The following is a 21,402-nucleotide window of genomic DNA, read 5'->3' as shown; positions in this document are numbered from 1 at the left end:
CGAATAGCCCGGGTTGTTGCCCGTTACCTCACCGTTCTTCAGGCTAAGGTCTATCTCCGTCAGTCCGTCAGGCGTGCCATCATCACATACCTCCAAGGCCGTCGGAGCCACCAATAAAGGTAAGGGGTTAGCCGTAAACGTAACGATGCTACTGCTAGGACAAACACCAGCAGTCACATATTCGATTGTATAGGTCTCACCTGGTGTTCCGTTTGTAACGTCACCTGTATTGATATCAATAACTGCTGCATCAATAGGAGCAATATTAAAACTAAACGTACCACCAACTGTTCCGGTAATCGTAACTTCACCACCATCGCAAGTCGGTACAACATCAAAACTAGCATCATCTTCTATTAACACATCAAATGTTTCTATTTGTGTATCCGAACAAACACCACCTGTTGTATAAGAAATGGAGTAAGTGCTTCCAGATGTACCTCCGGTAACCTCACCAGTTGCCGAATCAATGATAGCACCATCACCAGGGTCAGGGTTAAAACTGAAAGTACCTCCAACTGTCCCTGTAATTATAACTGTTCCACCATCACACGTTGGTGTAACTGTAAAACTGGCATCATCTGAATCTAAAACTGTAATATCTTGAGTTGCGGATTGCGGACAGTTACCGTTGGTGGTATATTCAACTGTGTATGTTGTCCCAGAAACTCCATTGGTTATCGTTCCTGTGTTTGCATCTATTACCGCACCATCTGTAGGTAATGGATTAAAACTAAAAGTACCTCCTGTATCACCGTTTATGGTAGCTGTTGCTCCATCACAAGTAGCTGTTAGTATAAAACTTGGATCATCTAAATTTAAAACCGTAAGATTTTGTGTACTTGAAGCTGGACATACTCCTGCAGTCATATATTCTATGGTGTATGTAGCTCCTGGTGTACCACCAGTTACTGTTCCATTAACAGGGTCTATTATGGCTGCATCTCCTGGAATTGGATTAAAACTAAAAACACCGCCTAAATCGCCTGTTACAGTGGCAGTACCACCATCACAGGTTGGAGTGACCGTAAAGCCAGGATCATCGGTTTCAATTACATCGAAGCTTTGACTACTTACAGTAAAACAAACTCCATTTGTTGTATACTCAATCGTATAAGTACCGCCTGGTGTAGCACCAGTTACTTCACCTGTAGTTGGATTGATTACAGCAGCATCTGTTGGCGCAGGGTTAAACGTGAAGGTGCCTCCTGGGACAGCAACATTAGTTATCGTCGCACCATCACAAGTTGGGGTTATGGTAAAAGATCCATCATCTCTTGGATCTACTACAAGATTAAAAACTGGATTAGCAGATGCATTATAACAAGTCGAATCACCCACACTTTCAATCCTAACATATATAGGTTGTGGGTTATTGACATTCGTATATGCTTCTGGCAAAACACCTGTTCCTGCATCAGCATCGGCAAAACTCAAATGGTAAGTCACATTAAAATCCGTTTCTGCCTGAGGTCCTAAAATACCCAAGGTTTGTGCACTAAGATTAAATTCTTCAAAACCATCATTGGATATATCATCACATAACACTAAATCTGGTACCGGATTAATGTTAGGTTGTCCTGAAACATTTAATGTAAATGGCAATACCTCATAACAACCAGAATTTAAGTATTCAACCCTTATATAAATTATTTCACCATCCGTACCTGTATAGGTATTTAAACCTGCAATAGCACCCACATCTGCATCTGCATCTGCTTGCGAATTATGATAGGTAACCTCTAAGTCTCCTGCATTTGTTGCACTTGCAAGAACAACCGCTGTATTAGTTTCCAAGTCAAATATGTAAGGTGGTGCACCTGTATCACATATAAATAAATTATTTGGTGCTTCTGTAACTATTTCCGGTAGAACGTCGATACATACCTCTTCAGTATATTCACAACCAAAATCATCCGTAGCTCTATAGGTGTAGCAATATTGACCTGAATCTGGTGGTGTCACTGTGATTACATTTCCAGTAGTATTGGTGATTGATGGATCCGCATCCCAAGCCTCTGATGTTATCATGGGTGTAAATGACAGTTCTGGTGGTTGAATAGCAGGATCGAAATTTAAAAACCACTCGAATATATAGCCATTGTCTATTGACAGGTTATCTACTATTCTTATACACCAATCACCATTTAATGGGCTTCCCACCAATCCGTTAAAACTCTCAAAAGGTAAGTATGTCCCTGGAACCCATGAATTATTAGGAGGATTTGTACCATTTATTTCTGTTGGGGCATCTTCTAATAAAATAGCGGCACTCATAGAGAAACAATACTGTTCTCCAGTACCTGGTGTATTTGAGTTGTCATCATTAGCACCTCCAAAATAAGTACCACCACCAGCTTGATCGAATAGCCTAATCTCTTGTCCGTTTGGACTTTGAATGAAAATATCCAAATCACCAGAATATGAATGTTCCATATTAACACAAACCTCTATCAATTGATTGGGGTCGGTTAGTGTCTGTGCAGAATCAAAACAATCTACAGTAATACAAGTTTCGTATTGGGCACCAGAACCATCAGGTAAAAAGGTTGTACCACTTACGGGTGGTGTACAATCGTTTATAAACTGTACTGAATTTACAACTCCTGTTATATCGGTACTCTCTCCATAACATATAGTAGTCTCTGCCGCACTAGTACCAGTAAAATCTGGTTCTGTTGCGACCTGAATGACCTGATTAATAAGGTTTGTATTAGGGCATCCTTCTGGATCTACCGTTGTATTAGCGTCTCTAATGTTTAAATTTACAATGTAAACCCCAGGGTCTGGATAAGAAAACACAGCAGTTTGTCCAGCAATTGTATTTCCATCTCCTAGATCCCATTCGTAAGTTGCGCCAATCCCATCAATTTCAAAATTTCCACTTCCAGTCAATGTAATTTCTTCATTTGGACAAACTCTAATATAACCATCACCATTAGGTGCCGGTGTTGCTGTATCAATTTGAGATGTGATTACCTGACATGGGGTAAGACATGAAATATTAGCAGCCCAACCGCTTCCGCTTCCCGAAGCATTAGACACAAATTCTATTGTTAAACACCCACTTGTATTTGCTTCAGTTGCCGTAACTAAACCAGGGGATGTCGCACCAGAAAACTGACCAAAGGCTTCTGCCGGATCATTAGTATCACTATTATATATTGTTAGGATATCTGCATTTAGTTGTGTACTAAACTCTGTGAAATCTAATTGCACTCTCTGGCCTGGGTTTTCAGGACAAATCGTTAGAATAAAACTTTCATCATTACCATAATTTCCAAATTCTCCCCCAGAGTCGTAAAAAACACCACCACACTGACTGACTGTACCATTTTGCATATTAACATCTTGAGCCAACAATACTGATGAAAATACTACTGTAATTAAAGTGAATAAATACTTCATGCGCTGTAATTTTTAGTGATATTGGGACTCTATGGTTATAAAATAATTGGTATTGTCGACTTGATAAATGGTCGATCCCTTAGAGTGGAAGGCGAAATTGTATTTCAAAGGATTAAAATTTTGAGGGTCAAAAGTCTTATCTCTTTTCAAATCAGGAACAAAACTGTTCAACACAGGAATTTCAGAGAGTTTTTGGCAATCTTTTTGATCTCTTTTATTAGTTATGAGTTTTATAACAACTCTGTTTCGTAAAATGTCCTTGATACAATTCAAACGAAACGCATTGCTATAAATATACTTTTCGGCATATGGACCATATACCTCATCAATCTGACGTCTTTCCTTTACTGTTAATGGTAAATCTACATTATCTTTAAATTCAATGACTTTGAGAGGAATTTTATTGCCTTTTTCCTGGCCAGAAGAACAAAATGGCAAGAGCAACAAAATGAAAATTGTAAGAAATTTATACATAGCTTAACCTAGTTTTAAAGTTTGGAAAATTAAGAAAATTTTATAAAAACCATTGTTAATTCGCCAATGATATTAACATTTTAACGGTTTTAAATATATAACAGTCATAATTGTAAAACTCCTACCATTATCATCCTATTTTTATTACGTATCTTTGCAACTTTCTTTTAAAGATTGATTAATAATTATTTAACTATGAAAATCGATAACGATTTTAACGATATAGATGCCTTAGGAGACAATCACATTGGATCTGCGAGTGATACTCCCATGAGAGCCGATGCCTTTGATTTGTCAAAAGAACAAAAGATTGATATCATAAAGGATGACGTTAGACATATCATGGAGACCTTAGGATTAGACCTCACTGATGACAGTTTACAAGGCACCCCAAACAGAGTAGCAAAAATGTTTGTAAATGAAATTTTTGGTGGGTTAGATCCTGCTAAAAAACCTAGTGCATCCACTTTTGAGAATAAATATAAATATGGCGAAATGCTTGTAGAAAAAAATATCACTGTTTATTCTACTTGCGAGCATCACTTGTTACCCATAGTTGGTAGAGCACACGTCGCCTACATTTCGAATGGCTCAGTGGTTGGTTTATCTAAAATGAACAGAATTGTTGACTATTTTGCAAAACGCCCACAGGTACAAGAACGTCTTACTATACAAATTGTGAAAGAACTTCAAAAGGTATTAAACACAGAAGATGTTGCCTGTGTCATAGACGCTAAGCACTTATGTGTTAATTCTAGAGGTATCAGGGATATAGAGAGCAGCACGGTGACCTCTGAATTTGGCGGAAAATTTAAAGAAAAGGAGACACGAAGAGAATTCTTGGATTACATTCAGTTAGACACACAATTTTAGTTTGTTTAGTCTTGCTCTGTTAATTAGTTTTGTTTAAACAATTTCTGAATTTTACAATATGCCTTTATACGATACCCAAACCATAAAAATTTATAACTCTTTATCTGGTGAAAAAGAAGTTTTCAAACCAATTAATGAGGGTTATGTTGGTATGTACGTTTGTGGTCCAACGGTTTACAGTAATGTGCATTTAGGCAATGTAAGAACTTTTATGTCTTTTGATATTATATTTAGATATCTAAAGCATTTGGGGTACAAGGTAAGATATGTCAGAAATATTACTGATGCAGGCCATTTGGAGAATGATGCAGATGAAGGTGAAGATCGCATTGCTAAAAAAGCCAGATTAGAGGCTATAGAACCCATGGAAGTTGTACAACGTTATACCGTAGACTTTCACAACATCTTAAATAGGTTTAACTTTTTACCACCTAGTATAGAGCCAACAGCAACGGGTCATATTATTGAACAAATAGAAATCATAAAATCCATTATTGATAATGGGTTGGCTTATGTCGTTAATGGTTCTGTTTATTTTGATGTCCATAAATACAACGAATCCAAACCTTATGGTATTTTAAGTAAGCGCAAACTTGAGGATTTAATTCATAATACAAGAGCACTTGACGGTCAATCGGACAAGAAAAACCCGCAAGACTTTGCACTTTGGAAAAAAGCTGAGCCACAGCACATTATGCGTTGGCCTTCACCTTGGAGTGATGGCTTTCCAGGATGGCATTTAGAATGTACCGCTATGAGCACCAAATATCTAGGAGAGCAGTTTGATATCCATGGAGGTGGAATGGATTTAAAATTTCCGCATCACGAATGTGAGATTGCTCAGGCAGAAGCTTGCAATAATCATTCACCTGTGAACTATTGGATGCACGCCAACATGCTTATCATGAACGGTAAAAAGATGGCTAAGTCTACTGGAAATTTCATTCTTCCAAATGAAATTTTTTCTGGACAAAATCCTCATATCACGAAAGCTTATGACCCTAGCGTTGCTAGATTTTTTATGCTTCAGGCACACTACAGAAGTATTTTAGATTTTACCAATAATGGTTTGCTGGCCAGTGAGAAAGGGTTTTTCCGATTAATGGATGCCATAAATTTACTGGATGATTTAAAAGCAAGTAGCGTTTCATCTGTTAACATCAATGAATGGAAACAGAAATGTTATGACGCTATGAATGACGACTTTAACACACCTATCTTAATAGCGAATTTATTTGATGCCGCAAAATTCATCAACCAAATTAAAGACGGTAGTGCTACAATCACCAAAGACGATCTGGAATTATTAAAAGAGACCTTAAAAGCTTTCACTTTTGACGTTTTAGGATTAGTTAATGTCTCAAAAGAAAGTACCGGTTCAGATAAGTTATCTGGTGCTGTTGAAATATTGATTAATCTTAGAAAGGAGGCTCGACAAAATAAAGATTTTGCACTGTCCGATAAGATAAGGGATGAACTCGCTGAAGTAGGTATTCAACTAAACGACAGTAGGGAAGGCACAACATTTACGACCAATTAATCGTGAAAAAAATACTTGCATATCCTTTTTTATTTTTGATTAAAATTTACCAGATTTTTATATCTCCAATTACACCTGCTACTTGCAGATATCAACCCACATGTTCAAACTATGCCAAGGAAGCCTTGGAAGTTCATGGCTTTTTTAAAGGTGGTAAATTGGCGTTGAAACGGATTTTTAGTTGTCATCCCTGGGGAGGAAAAGGTTATGATCCTGTACCACCAAAAGACCATTAATATTACGTTAATCCTATTTTCACTCTCTCACAAAATAGTATATTTACAGCGAAAAGATTAAAAATATGCACGCATTAAAAATATACTGGGATCCCATTAAATCTATCGATCTTGGTTTTTTTGAACTTCACTTCTATAGTGTTATGTGGATCATTGCCTTTATACTTGGCTTCTACATCACCAAAAAGATATGGAAAAATGAAAATCAATCGAACGAATCATTAGACTCTTTGTTTATATATTCTGTTTTGGGAATTATGATCGGTGCCAGGTTAGGTCATGTGATTTTTTATCAATCTGAATTAATCAGAGAGGATTTCTTTAGCATCTTTTTGCCTTTTAGTTTTAAAGATGGCATACGCTTTACAGGTTTTCAAGGTCTGGCGAGTCACGGTGCCGCTATAGGGATGATCATTTCCATGTACTTATTTAATAAGAAGGTTTTAAAGAAAACCATTCTTTGGATATTAGACCGCGTTGTTGTAGCTACCGCACTCGGTGCTGTATTTGTTAGAATTGGTAATTTTATTAATTCAGAAATTATTGGCAAGTTTACCAATAGTGATTTTGGTGTCGTATTTAGACAACTCAGTGAAACAGAACCAAGGCATCCCGCACAGTTGTATGAAGCGTTCTGTTATGTATTTGTATTTATAACCTTACTTTATTTCTATTGGAAAACCAATAAATCTAAACAAGAAGGATTCTTGTTTGGGCTATTCCTCGTATTTTTATGGACCATAAGATTCTTTGTTGAATTTGTTAAAGAACCCCAAGGAGATGAAGATTTAGCTGCTTTCTTTGGCAACGTTCTTAATAACGGCCAGCTTTTGAGCATCCCTTTTATTCTCATTGGTCTTTATTTTATGTTTGTTTACAAACCAAAAAATAAAGTTGCTTAATGTCCACAAAGCTATTTTTAAAAACCCTGGTTGTTTCACTGTTGTTACTCATTTTTTTCAATTGTAAAAATGAAAAAGATTCTTCTGCCAACGATAAGGTAGAAGTAAGATTTACAAAAGAAGGCATTTTGAATCTTAAAAAAGGAACTACGGATTCAATCATAAAAACACTGGATATAGAGTTGGCAGAAGATAGCTATGAAACCCAAACTGGATTAATGTATAGAACCCAACTCGGCACTAACCAAGGGATGTTGTTTATATTTCCAGATGAGCAAATGCGTAGTTTTTATATGAAAAACACTAAAATTCCTTTAGACATTGTTTACATTGATAAAAACTTACAAATAGTAAGCTTTCAAAAAAATGCCAAACCTTTTGATGAAACTTCGTTACCATCTGAAGCTCCTGCTAAATATGTTTTAGAAATCAATGCTGGACTGTCTGATGAATGGCAGCTTGAAGTGGGAGACAAAATCGATTACCTAAAAAACTAGGCTACCTATTTTTAAGCTTATAAAGTCTAAATGACATATATTGTGGGAATAATTTAAATTCCCAACCATATGAAGTTACTAAAACGGCTTTCCATTTTATTCTTATCGTTTATCCTATTCAGTGCTTTTACGCTATTTGAAACACCGGATTATGTTGGTAAATGGCGTGGTGAGGACAAAGGAGATATTGGCTATGTTACTTTTACTAAAGACGGTTATGCAATATTTGAATTCGACGGTCAAATAATGGGTGGCAAATCATTTGTACGTGATGGTGTTGAAGCTTCTATGCAGTATGAGGTTAATAAAAAGGAAGGTTTTTATAATGTAGACTTCATCGTTAAAGATTTAGCAACAGGTAAAACCAAGGGTAAACTTCTTGGCATTTTTAAAATGACCTCTGATACCGAAATGGTTTTAGCTATAGGATTTGATGAATCCTCAAGGCCTACAAATTTTGAAACCAACCAAATTATCCTAAGGAAAATCGATTAATAACATAATTGATAACATAAAAAAGCCTTTCTTATTAGAAAGGCTTTTTTTATTCTATAGCAAATTGACGTTTTATTCGTCGTCTTCTTCTTTTACTTTCTTCTTTAATGACTCTGCAGCATCACCTTTCTTAGCTGTATCGTACATTAATGGTGTAGCAATGAACATAGAAGAATAGGTACCAACTATGACACCTACTATCAATGCAAATAACAATCCTCTAAGAGATTCTGCACCAAAAATAAACATTGCCAATAATACTACTAAAGTCGTTACAGACGTGTTCAATGTTCTACTCAATGTACTATTTAGCGACGCATTAATGGTTTTACCAAATTCCCATGAGGTATGCTCATTTAAGAACTCTCTAATTCTATCAAACACTACCACGGTATCATTTAACGAGTAACCAATAACCGTTAAGATTGCTGCAATAAACGCTTGATCTATTTCCATGCTAAACGGCATGAACTTCCATGTTAAGGAGAAGATTCCCAATACAATTAAAACATCATGGAACACCGCAGCAACGGCACCCAATGAAAACTGCCATCTTTTAAATCTAAATAAGATGTATAGGAATACCACCACTAAAGACCCTAAAACTGCCCAGAAAGATGATTTCTTGATATCATCTGCAATCGTAGGACTCACTTTACTAGAGAGCATTTTACCAATTTTAGCTTCACCTGAACCATCTAAGAACTCCGCATAAGTCATTCCATCTGGTAAGTAAGGTTTAAGGGCTTCAAACAATCTAGATTGTACTTCTTCATCAGCTTCAACTGAGTTATTCTCCACTCTATATTTGGTCGAAATCTTTAATTGATTTGCTGCACCAATAGTTTTAACCTCAGCACTACCAAAAACATTAGGATCATTTAGTACACTTGTAATTTCTTCAGTACTTACTGGTTGCTCAAAACGTATCTGATAGGTTCTACCACCAACAAAGTCGATACCTTGGTCTAATCCTGTGGTAAACAGAGAACCTAAACTAGCTAAAATTAAAGCTCCAGATATCACATAAGCAATCTTACGTTTCTTTAAGAAGTTGATATTTACATTTTTAAAGAGGCCTTTGGTCATCACCGTAGCAAAATCCAAAGTTCCTCCTCTATTTGCCCACCAGTCGATCAACAAACGGGTGATAAAAATAGCTGTAAATAAAGATGTTAAGATACCAATGATTAAGGTGGTTGCGAAACCTTTTATTGGTCCCGTACCAAACACGAATAAAATCAATGCTGTTAAACCAGTAGTAATATTGGCATCTAATATAGATGATAAAGCATTTGAGAAACCATCCTTAATAGATTCCTTTTGCGATTTTCCTTTTGCTAATTCTTCCCTAATACGCTCAAAGATAAGTACATTGGCATCAACCGAAATACCTATTGTAAGTACAATACCTGCAATACCTGGCAAGGTTAACACAGCACCTAAACTCGCTAATACACCAAATATTAATAAGATATTCAGTAATAAAGCAATATCAGCAAAAATACCAGCTTTACCATAATAAAATACCATCCATAGGACCACAAAAGCTAATGCAATTAAGAAAGACATCATTCCGCTATCAATAGCCTCTTGCCCTAGAGATGGACCCACCTCATCTGCCTGAACAATCTCTGCAGATGCAGGTAATTTACCAGCTCTTAATACATTGGCTAAATCTACAGCTTCATTAAGCGTAAACGCCCCTGAGATCTGAGATCTACCTCCTGCAATTGGACCTGAAGTTACACTCGGTGCTGAATAGACTATATCATCTAAAACGATAGCAATAAATCCTCTTGTCTCATAAGCTACCTTGGTCATTTCCTCCCAAGTTTTAGAACCTTTAGCATTCATTTGCATGCTTACGGCTGGCCTACTTAGTTGGTCATAATCTTGTCTTGCGTCTGTAATAACAGCACCACTTAACTGAGGTATTCCATCTCTATTGCTTTTTATTGCATAAAGCTCTGAAAACTCTGAATCCTTAGCTTGTATACCCCAAACAAATTTTGCATAACGCATCTCTGCAGGTAATAAGGCTCTGTTTTTAGGGTCATTTAATGCTTCCATAACTTTCTTCTTGTCCTTCGCCAAGAAGCTAGCTATCATAGGTCCACTGCCTGGTCCTTGAATACCTAAAGGATTGATATTTGCGACATCTGTTGTATCACTTTCAATTTGACCAGTTAACTCATCAATAGTACTTGTAGTAGAATCTTGTTCAGTCTCAGTAATTTCAGCTACTTCATTAACATTCTCGTTATCTTTATTGGCTTCAACCATTGCTTGGTTAACTTGAAACACATAAGGTAGCATCTCTTCAGCCTTATATGTTTCCCAGAATTGTAATTGTGCCGTTTTAGTAATGATATCTACTACACGCTTTTTATCTCTTGCACCAGGTAATTCTATTAGAATACGACCTGAGTTTCCTAAACGCTGGATGTTTGGGGACGTAACACCAAAACCGTCAATACGATTTCTCAATACCTCAAAAGCCGAAACGATTGACTCATCTATCTTTCTTTCTAAAATACTTTTAACCTCGTCATCTGACATATCAAAATTTATATCATCCATGAGGTCTCTTGTTGCAAAAATATCTGGCGACGCTAACTTGGTATCACCTTTAATGGCATCAAACGCTCTAAAAAAGGACTCTAAATAGGATTCCTGAGCATCCTTCTGTAGCTCGTCTGCATCAGCCAAAGCCTTATTAAATACAACGTTTTTACTATTATTAGCCAAACCTTTCAAAATATCCTTTACAGATATTTGGATTATGGCATTAATACCACCTTTAAGGTCTAAACCTAGTTTCATGGCATTGTTTTCAACTTCTGTATACGTGTACTGAGAAACTCCTAAATCATACACTTCGATAGGCTCAAACTTATCTCCTACCTGAATCTTAGAAGTTTTTAAAGAATCCAAGTAATTGATCTCTGCTTGTGTTCTTAGGTCTTGATAACCTTCTACTGTTTCGTCATACTTTGCAATAGCAGCCTGTTGTGCTTCTTCTTCAATTTGATTTGCCTTAAATGTAAAAGACAATTGGTAGATACTCACCAAACCAAATAGTAGTGCAAACAGTTTAATTATTCCTTTGTTTTGCATTTTGTTTTGTTTTATGTCTAATTTTAACGCGCAAATATAGGATTTACCATAAAATCAGACAATTGAATTTTTATGTTATTAAATTATTTTGCGTCTTTTGATTGATTCAAAAGTAAAACGGTAAGTTGTTGGAATTATCTAATGTAAATTCCCTATACAGAAGGCCCTGCCCTTACTTCGGGAATTGTATGTGTGAGTTTATCCTCTAAACATAGTGGCCCTGAATGTATGATAAGAGCAACTTTAACCAAATTATTCGTAATCTCTGATTGGTAATGATAATTTGGAAAATCCTTTTTTAGACTGTTAAGTCTATCCCCTTTTTGAGCATATTCTACAATTTGGATACCGTCGAAGCCCCAATCATCATTCCCATTATTTTTTTGAATATCTGAAACATTGAGCTTGTAGTCCCTTAGTATATCTTTCTCAGAATTTCCTTTTGAATGATTATTAATCCCTAATGAATAGTTCACATCATCGTGCTGGGAAAGAAGTTTTTGTATTTGTGCAGCGTTGGTGTAAGAATAATAGGCTATTATAAGGTTGCCCTTTTTGTCTTGATCCACATGAAGATTCTCAGCTCCTATGTTCTGTAGCCTTAGTTGAATACCCTCAGCGATATGCGCTCTTTCAATTTCAGAAATATTAGCATCTGAAAACTGAATAATTATTTGCTGATTGGGTATGGCCGAATTATCTACAAACTTGCCGAGAAGGATAAGTAGTATTATTAAAAAACCAAAATGTAGTTTGGATCGCATCGCGCAAATATAACAAAATAAAGACCGCATTTCTGCAGTCTTTACCTTAAAATCAATATGATATTATTTTACATACCTTCCATCTTGGTATAGCCTTCCGGAGGTGTTAAACTAAAAAGGTCATCTGAAACTTCTGTTTTATCAATTTTAGTAACCTCATTAGTTATTGTCATTTGCATTCCCATTTGGTTCATCTCAATTTCTGTAAGCATTGGAAACCCATTAATTTTTTCATACAATACTAAATTATTGCTAGACATTACAGGTTCTATTTGATCAGTTACATACATAGACATTTTCATCTCGATACCATTCTGATTCATCGTCACGATATACTGTTTGCATTCATACCCTAAAATTATCTTTGTTTCACTACCCTCTTCAACAGTAATGTCTTTTAAAAGCTCATCTTCATTTTCAACTTTGGTTTTCATATACTTTTTTCCCATAGCACTGTCCATAAGAGTAAGTGAAGTCATACTCTCAGCATCGACTATAGCAACAATATCTCCTGACATTGGGTTACTCATCTCTGCTCTGGATTTTTTACCTTTTAAATAGGTTTTAGTTGTCATTTCACCCATGGCATCAAAGGTCGCCTGCATTTGTTCATTATCAGTAGACATTGTTTGCTTAGATATGAAGATACCTTCTGTAATCTTTTCTTGTGCTGTGACTATACAACTCAGTGTAAATAACACAACAAGCATTAGTGTTTTTTTCATTTTTGTTTAAATTTTGTGTTGTAAGATAAAAAAACCTCGCCAACTTATTTGCTGACGAGGAAATCTTTTAAATTTATTCATAAACTAAAGTTCTAAAAGACCGTTGGTCTTTTTTACACCTTCAGCACTTTCTGCCAAATGTTGCTTTTCAGCATCACTTAACGGCACATTTACTATTTTTTCTATACCATTTTTTCCTAGTATTACAGGAACACCAATACAAAGATCGCTTAATCCATACTCACCATCTAATAAGGTAGAACATGGAAACATTTTCTTTTGGTCGCAAGCAATGGCTTGAACTAGTCCACTCACAGCAGCACCAGGTGCATACCAAGCAGATGTTCCTAACAACTTAGTTAAAGTTGCACCCCCAACCTTGGTATCTTCTTTTACTTGATCTAAACGTTCCTCTGATAAATACTCTGACACTTTAATACTATTTCTTGTAGCATGAGAAGTTAACGGCACCATACCCTTATCGCTATGACCACCGATAACCATACCATCCACATCACTGATAGGAGCATCTAGTGCTTCCGCTAATCTGTACTTAAAACGAGCAGAATCTAAAGCACCACCCATTCCAATAATTCTATGTTTTGGTAATCCGGTAGTTTTATGAGCTAAATAAGTCATGGTATCCATTGGATTGCTGACCACAATTAATATGGTATTTGGTGAGTGCTCAACTAAATTAGCAGTAACCGTTTTTACGATTCCTGCGTTTATCCCAATAAGCTCTTCGCGTGTCATTCCCGGCTTTCTTGGTATACCAGAAGTCACAACACAAATATCACTATTAGCCGTTTTACTGTAATCGTTTGTACTTCCTGTTATTTTTGTGTCAAACCCGTTTAAAGATGCACATTGCATAAGGTCCATAGCTTTACCTTCTGCATATCCCTCTTTTATATCCAAAAGAACGACTTCTGAAGCAAAATTTTTAATTGCAATATATTCGGCACAACTTGCACCAACGGCACCAGCACCAACTACTGTAACTTTCATATGTGTATGTTTTTAAGATTTATTTAAGTGATGCAAATTTACGGTTTTACAATCTAAATTCCATGATTTATATCATCTATTGCCACTAATAAAAAAGCAGCCTTAACACGGCTGCTTTAATTATTTATTTTTTTCTGTGTTTATCTAAATCCAAAATTTACACCGACTGAAAAGGCATCGAATTCAGAAAGATGGTATTCTGCATTTAATCGAAAGAATCCAAGCTTCAACTTAGCTCCTACCGTACCTCTTACTGCTGAAACATCACTAGAAACCGAAAAAGGATCTACAATAGTCTGTGACGTTAATATACCATCGGTCACTCTATAAGTACCCAATAAATCAGATTCTGATTTACCACTTAAATAACCCAATCCACCATAAAGATTAAATACTGGTAATTTTGTAGAAACCAACAATTGAAACAACCAAGTATTCGTCTTGTTTTCCAGTCTTTGATTTTCGCCCTCAATACCCGAAGATTCTGTAAGATTATAGGAACCATCAATATGGCTATATGCTACTAAACCCGAAAGTGCTACAGGCCAAATTTTATCAGCGGGCAACCATTTCGTAAATTCCAGCTGTAATGCCGCACCATACATGTTAAAGGTTACTTCATCGGTATCTATTTTAGGAAGATAACGCGCTTTAACCTCTGCACCACTACCTAAACCCACTGCACCCTGTAATGTTGCAGAAGGAATTAAATTATAACTGTCCTCACCTATACCCTGAGGTAACTCTATTTCAGTGGTTTGAGAGCCAAAAATTGGATCGTCATAGCTTACTTCGACAAAAATTGATGGGTCGTTCTCCCCTAATACTGTTGCTACATTCTGTATACTAGGCCCTGTTACGAATTGTACATTGTTATAGTCTGCAGTATTTAAATTAAACATTTTATCTTCATCATTTATTAAAGCGGCATTAGCTATAACTGAAATTTCAAATCCACCTAATGGCTTTACTTTGGCTGAATTGAACCAGTTGGCGTTCATACTGTGCATTACCCCATTGGTTCCAGGAGCTAAATAATCTGAAGCAAACCGTTGAGCATCCTCAACACCTGCCGATAACAAGACATCTAAATCATTTTGGGCTTTTATTGAAAAAGCACAAAAAATAAAGGTTAGAAGTAAAAAGATCTTTTTCATAATAGGTTAAGTTTTGATATTGAAACAAATATATTAAAATAATACCAAGTGTGTATTTTAACGATATAAAACGCACTTTAACGACCTATTATTGCAAAAAAAAGCAATTACTTAAAATCGTAATTGCTTTAACTAAAATATTATTTGTTCTATCTACGCATCAATATTCGCATAAATAGCATTCTTTTCAATGAACTCTCGACGAGGTGGTACCTCATCTCCCATGAGCATAGAGAAAATTCGATCAGCCTCACCTCCATTATCAATATTTACTTGGCGTAATGTTCTAAACTCAGGGTTCATGGTTGTATCCCAAAGTTGTTCGGCATTCATCTCACCCAACCCTTTATAGCGCTGAATTTTAGAATTATCACCAAACTCTGCTACGATAGCATCTCGTTCTTTATCTGACCATGCATATTGCTTTTTAGCACCCTTCTTCACTAAGTATAAAGGTGGTGTTGCAATATAGACGTAACCATTTTCGATAAGCTCTCGCATATACCTAAAGAAAAATGTTAGAATCAACGTTGCAATATGGCTACCGTCAATATCGGCATCACACATGATAACCACTTTATGGTATCTTAACTTTGAGAGATTCAATGCTCTCGGATCCTCTTCAGTACCAATGGTTACCCCTAATGCCGTAAAGATATTTTTGATTTCCTCGTTTTCAAACACTTTGTGTTGCATAGCTTTTTCAACATTAAGAATCTTACCTCTTAATGGCAAAATAGCTTGAAACTTTCTGTCACGACCTTGTTTTGCAGTACCCCCTGCAGAATCACCCTCTACTAAGAATACTTCACATTGTGCAGGGTCTTGCTCAGAACAGTCTGATAATTTTCCCGGTAACCCACCAATACTCATTACCGTTTTTCGCTGTACCATTTCACGCGCTTTCTGAGCTGCATGGCGTGCTTGAGCCGCTAATATTACCTTTTGAACAATAGTTTTAGCATCATCTGGATGTTCCTCTAAGTAATCCGTTAACATTTCTGATACCGACTGGCTGACAGCTGCAGAAACTTCCCTATTACCTAGTTTTGTTTTAGTTTGACCTTCGAACTGAGGTTCCGCAACTTTTACGGAAACAATAGCCGTTAATCCTTCTCTAAAATCGTCTCCGGAAATATCAAACTTCAACTTGTCTAACATACCAGACTCATCAGCATACTTTTTTAGGGTATGTGTTAGTCCACGACGGAAACCTGTTAAATGTGTACCTCCTTCGTGAGTATTAATGTTATTAACATAAGAATGTAGATTCTCCGCATAAGATGTATTGTATACCATAGCAACTTCAACGGGAACCCCATTTTTCTCTCCTTCAAAAGATATTACATCATTCATTAAAGGCTCTCTATTACCATCTAAAAATTTCACGAATTCTGGAAGTCCATTTTCTGAAAAGAATGTTTCACCTTCAAAAGAACCATCTTCTTTTTTATGTCGTCGATCTACCAAATGAATTGTAATCCCTTTGTTAAGATAGGCAAGCTCTCGCATACGACTTGCTAAAGTGTCGTAGTTATATTCTAAGGTTTGCTGAAATATTTGTGGATCTGGCTTAAAGGTTACTATAGTCCCAGTTTTGTCAGACTCACCAACCACTTTAACTGGATACATGGTTTTACCGCGCTCATACTCTTGTTCCCATATTTTACCTTCGCGATAAACTGTAGCTTTTAAATGCTCAGAAAGCGCGTTGACACAACTTACACCAACACCATGTAAACCACCTGATACTTTGTAGGAGTCCTTGTCAAACTTACCACCTGCACCAATCTTAGTCATTACAACTTCTAATGCTGAGACCCCTTCTTTCTTATGAAGACCAACAGGAATACCACGACCATCATCCTCAGTGGTTATAGAGTTATCCTCATTTATGGTTACAGTAATGTTATCACAATGCCCTGCTAAAGCTTCATCAATAGAGTTATCAACTACTTCATAAACTAAGTGATGTAAACCTCTTACTCCGACATCACCAATATACATGGATGGACGCATACGAACGTGCTCCATACCCTCAAGGGCCTGAATACTATCCGCACCATACTGTTTTTTGTTTTCTTCGCTCATTTCTTATTAAAAAAATTTAGTTCTTGTTTTTACAGCAAAAAAGACGCCTTCTGCGTCTCTTTTGAGTACTTTCAAAGATACAAAAAATTGAGGCCAAATATTAGGATTTTACAGTCTAAAAGCAATAATTATCAACAATTGTTAAAAACACAAAAGTGGCTTAAAACGGCTAAAAAGTACCTTAAATTAGATTTTGATAATTTTTATACATGGTCTAAAATTGAATTTTACAAAAACCGCTTAGAAGTTAAATTTTGATAGATTTTAAACTTTAATATAATGCGTTTTGATTACATTATCCTGCTGATATTTGACCTTAAATAATTACTGAATGTTCTTTTCTAACTTTTCAATTTCTGCCACTATGGATTTAAAGATAATATCCATTCTTTTGAGTTCTATAGTATAACCAGATAACCGATAGAGAAAATCATCTAATAGATTTTCATATTGCATATCCCTAAATATTAAAGTTTTATCATTATCTAATTTTGACTTTTCTTTCCAGGCCAAACGCCCATAACTATCCACATCCCTTAATGGGTAGTTTAACGTAAGGTAAGGCACCAGATCGTCTTCAATTTTATCGTCTAATCCAGAAAATTGGTCCTCTGCCCCTTTTTTAGCCCTGGTCCATTGGTATAAAAGACTTTTGAGATACTCATCACTAATTAAATTTAAACGACCGGATTGTAATAAGTCTGCCAATGCGTTTTCGGAAGGATTAAATTGAGCATACTCAAATCCTTGAAAGAGTAAACTATCGGTATCTATTTCCCTGATTTTTTCGACATCATTGCCTATGAGGTTCATAATAAATCGACCGGTTTCCATGCATTTTTCATTCATTGTAATGGCACCAGAAAGCTCCTTTCTATTTTGTTGAAATTCACTTTTTAAATTGGCTAAAATCTTTCGTTCATCCTCTTTTGCAATACGCTTCTGGTTCCAAGTATTAATTTGAAGTGCTATTAAAATACCAATAACAACAAGTACGATTTCTCCAATAGCATATAACAGATATTTTCTGAACTGATTTTCAGTGATTAATCGTTGACGTATTTTTCTAAAGAATTTAATCATCTAAGCTATTATTGTTTTTGTTGATCAATTACCTTTATTAGAGATTCTATATGGCTTTTCGTATCCTCAAGAAATCCGTTCTGCATATTTATAAGATAACGAATACCAAATAGATCGGATAGTAGCTTTTGATCATGATGCAGAGCAAATTCTTTCAAAGTAGGAAGTTCCGTATCTAAGTTTAAGTTTTTCTTAGTGTATTCTCTTGTAAAGAATTTAGGAAAGTTCTCGTCTATTACCTTCCGGTTCATTGTTTTTATGCGCTCTTGTATGGATCCTTCATAATTAGGGTTGTAATATTCCATAAGTTTAATCCGCAAGTTTTTGTTCTTTATTAAATTGATATTCTCAGAAGCTATCAAGTTATCCCATGTTGTACTGTTGGGTGTAAAAAACTCATAAGATGTAAAGGGTGTACTATATTTTTCAATAAGCTCAAAACGCTGCTCATTATTTAATTCAGATTTAAATATACCCATAAGACCAAAGACGATACTGTCTTTTTTTATATTAAAAGCAAGAACATCATCAATCTTTTCTATGTCTTTTTTGAGACTGGTTTGCAGTTCTGACAGATAGGTCATTTCTTTTTTTCTATCCAAACGATTTTGATTCCAATTATTAATCTGAAGGGCAATTAAAATACCAATAACGACTAGGATGATTTCGCCAATGGCGTATTTAAAATAACGGCTAGTTTTATTTTCCATAACTAAAGATTGGCGGATGTGACGGAAGAATTTAATCATTTTAATTTTTTCAATAGTTTCATTATTTCAGTTTCAGTTTCATTTAGAAGGTTATAGTACCAATTCAATTGAATGTAGTGAAAGTGAAAATCATCCAACAACGAGATGTAATTTGAATTGTTGATATCCTCAAAAGAATTAACCCTACGATTATGAATGTACGTTTCACTCAACTTCCCCCAGCGTTCATCAATGATTTTTCCGTTATCAATAAGCCTATCGTAAAAACTCCCGTATAATTTTATAATGTCTTGAATCAGATTTTTTTGGCTGTAGGTATTGATTTCATTTCCAGCTAATGCCGATTTAAAAGAACCCGAAACGGGGTAAAATGTTCTCTGCCCAGAAAAGAGGTATATGCCCAGTAATGAATCTATTTTTGTTTTATTCTTGCCGTAGTCGTTAGGAAATTGTGTGTTCAACCTTTTAAAAACATTTAGCTTAGGTTCTGTATAGGATCTTACATAACGTATAAACTCTAGGTCTTGATTGAGGTCATATGCTATCCCTTTATAGAACTCCTTTTCGGATTTGTGGTGCTTTCTTTCTTCATTCCAATTATTTACTTGCAGAGCTAAAAGGATTCCAATCATTACCAAGATGATTTCTCCTATGGCATATTTAAAATATTTAGATGTTTTATTATTCATAATTAAGGATTGACGGATATGACGGAAGAATTTAATCATTGTTCAATTCACTTTGTATTAAAGACAATATCTTTTCTATTCGGTCTCTAAGCGCAACGGACTGACCATTGGTTATTTTATTAAAAAGAATACATGAACTTGCAGCACCCTGCAATTCCTTTGAACTATCGTTTAATGCGTGAACTAAATCCACATTGTTAGGTGTAATATGATAATTTAGTTGCGTACTTTTATTAAATGCATGATCTGGTGTATAGCCATTATTCAATAAATAGGCGATGGTATTTCTTGCAAAGTCCTTCTCAATAAAGATGGGTATAACAACATCGTTTCTTACTTGTTGCCAGCTTGCTTCTAATTCCTGAACTTGATAAGCATCGGATGTCCAGTTTGATAATAAAATTTTGAGACTATCGTTTTTAATCATCCTGAGTTTTCCTGACACAGCAAGATCATTTTCAATAGGGTCAAACGTTGGTTCTTGGGTAAGTCTAAATATGTAATATAGCAGACTGTCTTTAACAATGATTTCTGGATTATCTATATAATTCAAAAGCCCTTCACTTGCCAAGGTCATTTTATTTCGCATATAGATTTTCTCATTGAGTTGATCTAAATTTTTCTCAAACTCATTTTTAAGCTGTACCAATATTTTCTGTTCTTCATAACTATCTTTTCTCTCCTCATTCCAATTATTGATTTGTAGAGCTATTAAGATTCCTATTACAACAAGAATTATCTCGCCAATAGCGTATTTAAAGTATTTTCCCATTTTGTTTTGTTCCAAAAGTGATTTGCGGATATGTCTGAAGAATTTAATCATACTCTATGTTTTCTTCTAATAAGTTTAAAACTTTAAGAATGTAAGCCTCAATTGATGCTTCATTGATGGTCACAAATTTTTGATTGACATATAAATCGTATATGACCCCATCAACTTCTAATGAGTTTAAAAAGATATTATAATTTTTTGCAGGTACTTCAATCCTTTCGATTATAACATCACTATGATAATCTGATCTATATTGGGCTTCGTTCATGTTTCTTAAGGGAATATATTTTCTAAATAGTGTTGATGCATTGTGTATCCAGTAATCACGTCTAATGACAACATCTTCTTGTAAATCATTTAGTTCCCCCGTCCATTGACTTAAATGATTTTTTAGTTCGTCACTTTTAATTAAAGCGAGTTTACCAGATGCAATGGCTTCGCTAATAATCCCTATACGAGCATCAAAGGTTGCAAAGTTTAAAGCTTTTCCTACAAGGCTATCTAATTGCTTAGGACTATAATTAACTCTATTTTCTTGCAGTAAAGCTAAAGCTGCGCTTTGAGAGGCAACATTTATTTTATGGTCTCTTTGCAACTCCTTTAAATTAAGTTTAAACTCTTGCTTTAAACTCAAAAGCAAGTTCTGCTCTTGCTGGTTTTCTATTCGTTTAGTATTCCAATTATTGATTTGTAATGCGATGAGAATACCTATGACCACCAGCACAATTTCACCAATAGCATAGAGTAAATACTTTGAAATTCGGTTTTCGCCAAGAAGCCGTTGGCGCATTCTTCTAAAGAATTTAAACATTAACTTAGAGTAATTGCAAGCAGGAAATTATAAAGTAGAGATGG

19 protein-coding genes are annotated in these 21,402 nt (G+C 35.4%); 6 read left to right on the top strand and 13 right to left on the bottom strand.

Translation table 11 applies throughout. The annotated features are described in order from the left end of the window. A partial coding sequence (locus ACFQ1K_RS06515; RefSeq protein ID WP_386133980.1) for a PKD domain-containing protein occupies positions 1-3,408 on the bottom strand: 3,408 nt, incomplete at its 3' end. A gap of 12 nt (positions 3,409-3,420) precedes the next feature. After that, positions 3,421-3,882 (bottom strand): hypothetical protein, encoded by a 462-nt coding sequence (locus tag ACFQ1K_RS06510; protein WP_320555921.1) that lies wholly within the window; start codon positions 3,880-3,882, stop codon positions 3,421-3,423. Positions 3,883-4,077: 195 nt separating this feature from the next. On the opposite strand from ACFQ1K_RS06510, the gene folE reads away from it, so the two are divergent. The 6 genes from folE to ACFQ1K_RS06480 all read left to right on the top strand — a co-directional run bounded on the left by folE (position 4,078) and on the right by ACFQ1K_RS06480 (position 8,425). After that, positions 4,078-4,755: a GTP cyclohydrolase I FolE gene (gene folE, locus ACFQ1K_RS06505; RefSeq protein WP_320555920.1), complete on the top strand. Its 678-nt coding sequence runs from the start codon at positions 4,078-4,080 to the stop codon at positions 4,753-4,755. A 58-nt stretch (positions 4,756-4,813) separates the two neighbouring features. Next, positions 4,814-6,295: a cysteine--tRNA ligase gene (gene cysS / locus ACFQ1K_RS06500; protein ID WP_320555919.1), complete on the top strand. Its 1,482-nt coding sequence runs from the start codon at positions 4,814-4,816 to the stop codon at positions 6,293-6,295. Between the two features lie 2 nt (positions 6,296-6,297). After that, a complete protein-coding gene (gene yidD / locus ACFQ1K_RS06495; protein ID WP_320555918.1) occupies positions 6,298-6,531 on the top strand; it encodes a membrane protein insertion efficiency factor YidD in 234 nt (77 codons plus the stop codon). 65 nt (positions 6,532-6,596) lie between these two features. Beyond that, positions 6,597-7,433 (top strand): prolipoprotein diacylglyceryl transferase, encoded by an 837-nt coding sequence (gene lgt / locus ACFQ1K_RS06490; RefSeq protein WP_320555917.1) that lies wholly within the window; start codon positions 6,597-6,599, stop codon positions 7,431-7,433. Beyond that, positions 7,433-7,930 carry a DUF192 domain-containing protein gene (locus tag ACFQ1K_RS06485; RefSeq protein ID WP_320555916.1) on the top strand — a complete coding sequence of 166 codons (498 nt, stop codon included), beginning with the start codon at positions 7,433-7,435 and terminating at the stop codon, positions 7,928-7,930. Before lgt ends, ACFQ1K_RS06485 begins: the two co-directional genes overlap by 1 nt. A gap of 69 nt (positions 7,931-7,999) precedes the next feature. Further along, on the top strand, positions 8,000-8,425 hold the full coding sequence (locus ACFQ1K_RS06480; protein WP_320555915.1) for a hypothetical protein: 426 nt from the start codon (positions 8,000-8,002) through the stop codon (positions 8,423-8,425). Positions 8,426-8,497: 72 nt separating this feature from the next. Here the strand turns inward: ACFQ1K_RS06480 and secDF are convergent, their stop codons facing one another. From secDF to ACFQ1K_RS06425, 11 genes are all read right to left on the bottom strand, one after another. Beyond that, the gene (gene secDF / locus ACFQ1K_RS06475) at positions 8,498-11,545 is read right to left on the bottom strand and encodes a protein translocase subunit SecDF (protein WP_320555914.1); all 3,048 of its coding nucleotides are present in this window, start codon (positions 11,543-11,545) and stop codon (positions 8,498-8,500) included. Positions 11,546-11,697: 152 nt separating this feature from the next. Next, complete coding sequence (locus tag ACFQ1K_RS06470) at positions 11,698-12,309, bottom strand: hypothetical protein (protein WP_320555913.1); 612 nt, start codon at positions 12,307-12,309, stop codon at positions 11,698-11,700. A 68-nt stretch (positions 12,310-12,377) separates the two neighbouring features. Further along, on the bottom strand, positions 12,378-13,034 hold the full coding sequence (locus tag ACFQ1K_RS06465; protein WP_320555912.1) for a DUF4412 domain-containing protein: 657 nt from the start codon (positions 13,032-13,034) through the stop codon (positions 12,378-12,380). 84 nt (positions 13,035-13,118) lie between these two features. Continuing rightward, positions 13,119-14,045: a malate dehydrogenase gene (mdh, locus tag ACFQ1K_RS06460; RefSeq protein WP_320555911.1), complete on the bottom strand. Its 927-nt coding sequence runs from the start codon at positions 14,043-14,045 to the stop codon at positions 13,119-13,121. 140 nt (positions 14,046-14,185) lie between these two features. Beyond that, positions 14,186-15,202: a DUF6588 family protein gene (locus tag ACFQ1K_RS06455; RefSeq protein ID WP_320555910.1), complete on the bottom strand. Its 1,017-nt coding sequence runs from the start codon at positions 15,200-15,202 to the stop codon at positions 14,186-14,188. A gap of 153 nt (positions 15,203-15,355) precedes the next feature. Next, positions 15,356-17,293, bottom strand: coding sequence for a DNA topoisomerase (ATP-hydrolyzing) subunit B (gene gyrB / locus ACFQ1K_RS06450; RefSeq protein WP_320555909.1), 1,938 nt, complete (start codon positions 17,291-17,293; stop codon positions 15,356-15,358). 324 nt (positions 17,294-17,617) lie between these two features. Next, complete coding sequence (locus ACFQ1K_RS06445) at positions 17,618-18,376, bottom strand: DUF6090 family protein (protein ID WP_320555908.1); 759 nt, start codon at positions 18,374-18,376, stop codon at positions 17,618-17,620. Between the two features lie 8 nt (positions 18,377-18,384). Beyond that, entirely contained in the window at positions 18,385-19,086 is a 702-nt protein-coding gene (locus ACFQ1K_RS06440) for a DUF6090 family protein (protein WP_386133976.1), read from the bottom strand. Positions 19,087-19,121: 35 nt separating this feature from the next. Beyond that, positions 19,122-19,814 carry a DUF6090 family protein gene (locus ACFQ1K_RS06435; RefSeq protein WP_320555906.1) on the bottom strand — a complete coding sequence of 231 codons (693 nt, stop codon included), beginning with the start codon at positions 19,812-19,814 and terminating at the stop codon, positions 19,122-19,124. After that, positions 19,807-20,598 (bottom strand): DUF6090 family protein, encoded by a 792-nt coding sequence (locus ACFQ1K_RS06430; protein WP_320555905.1) that lies wholly within the window; start codon positions 20,596-20,598, stop codon positions 19,807-19,809. The genes ACFQ1K_RS06435 and ACFQ1K_RS06430 overlap by 8 nt, the downstream gene beginning before the upstream one ends. Continuing rightward, positions 20,591-21,358: a DUF6090 family protein gene (locus tag ACFQ1K_RS06425; RefSeq protein WP_320555904.1), complete on the bottom strand. Its 768-nt coding sequence runs from the start codon at positions 21,356-21,358 to the stop codon at positions 20,591-20,593. Before ACFQ1K_RS06425 ends, ACFQ1K_RS06430 begins: the two co-directional genes overlap by 8 nt. Between the last annotated feature and the right edge of the window lie 44 nt (positions 21,359-21,402).

This window comes from Winogradskyella aquimaris (assembly GCF_042676105.1).
Classification (GTDB): Bacteria; Bacteroidota; Bacteroidia; order Flavobacteriales; family Flavobacteriaceae; genus Winogradskyella; species Winogradskyella aquimaris.
This window is presented reverse-complemented; position numbering and strand designations above follow the sequence as displayed.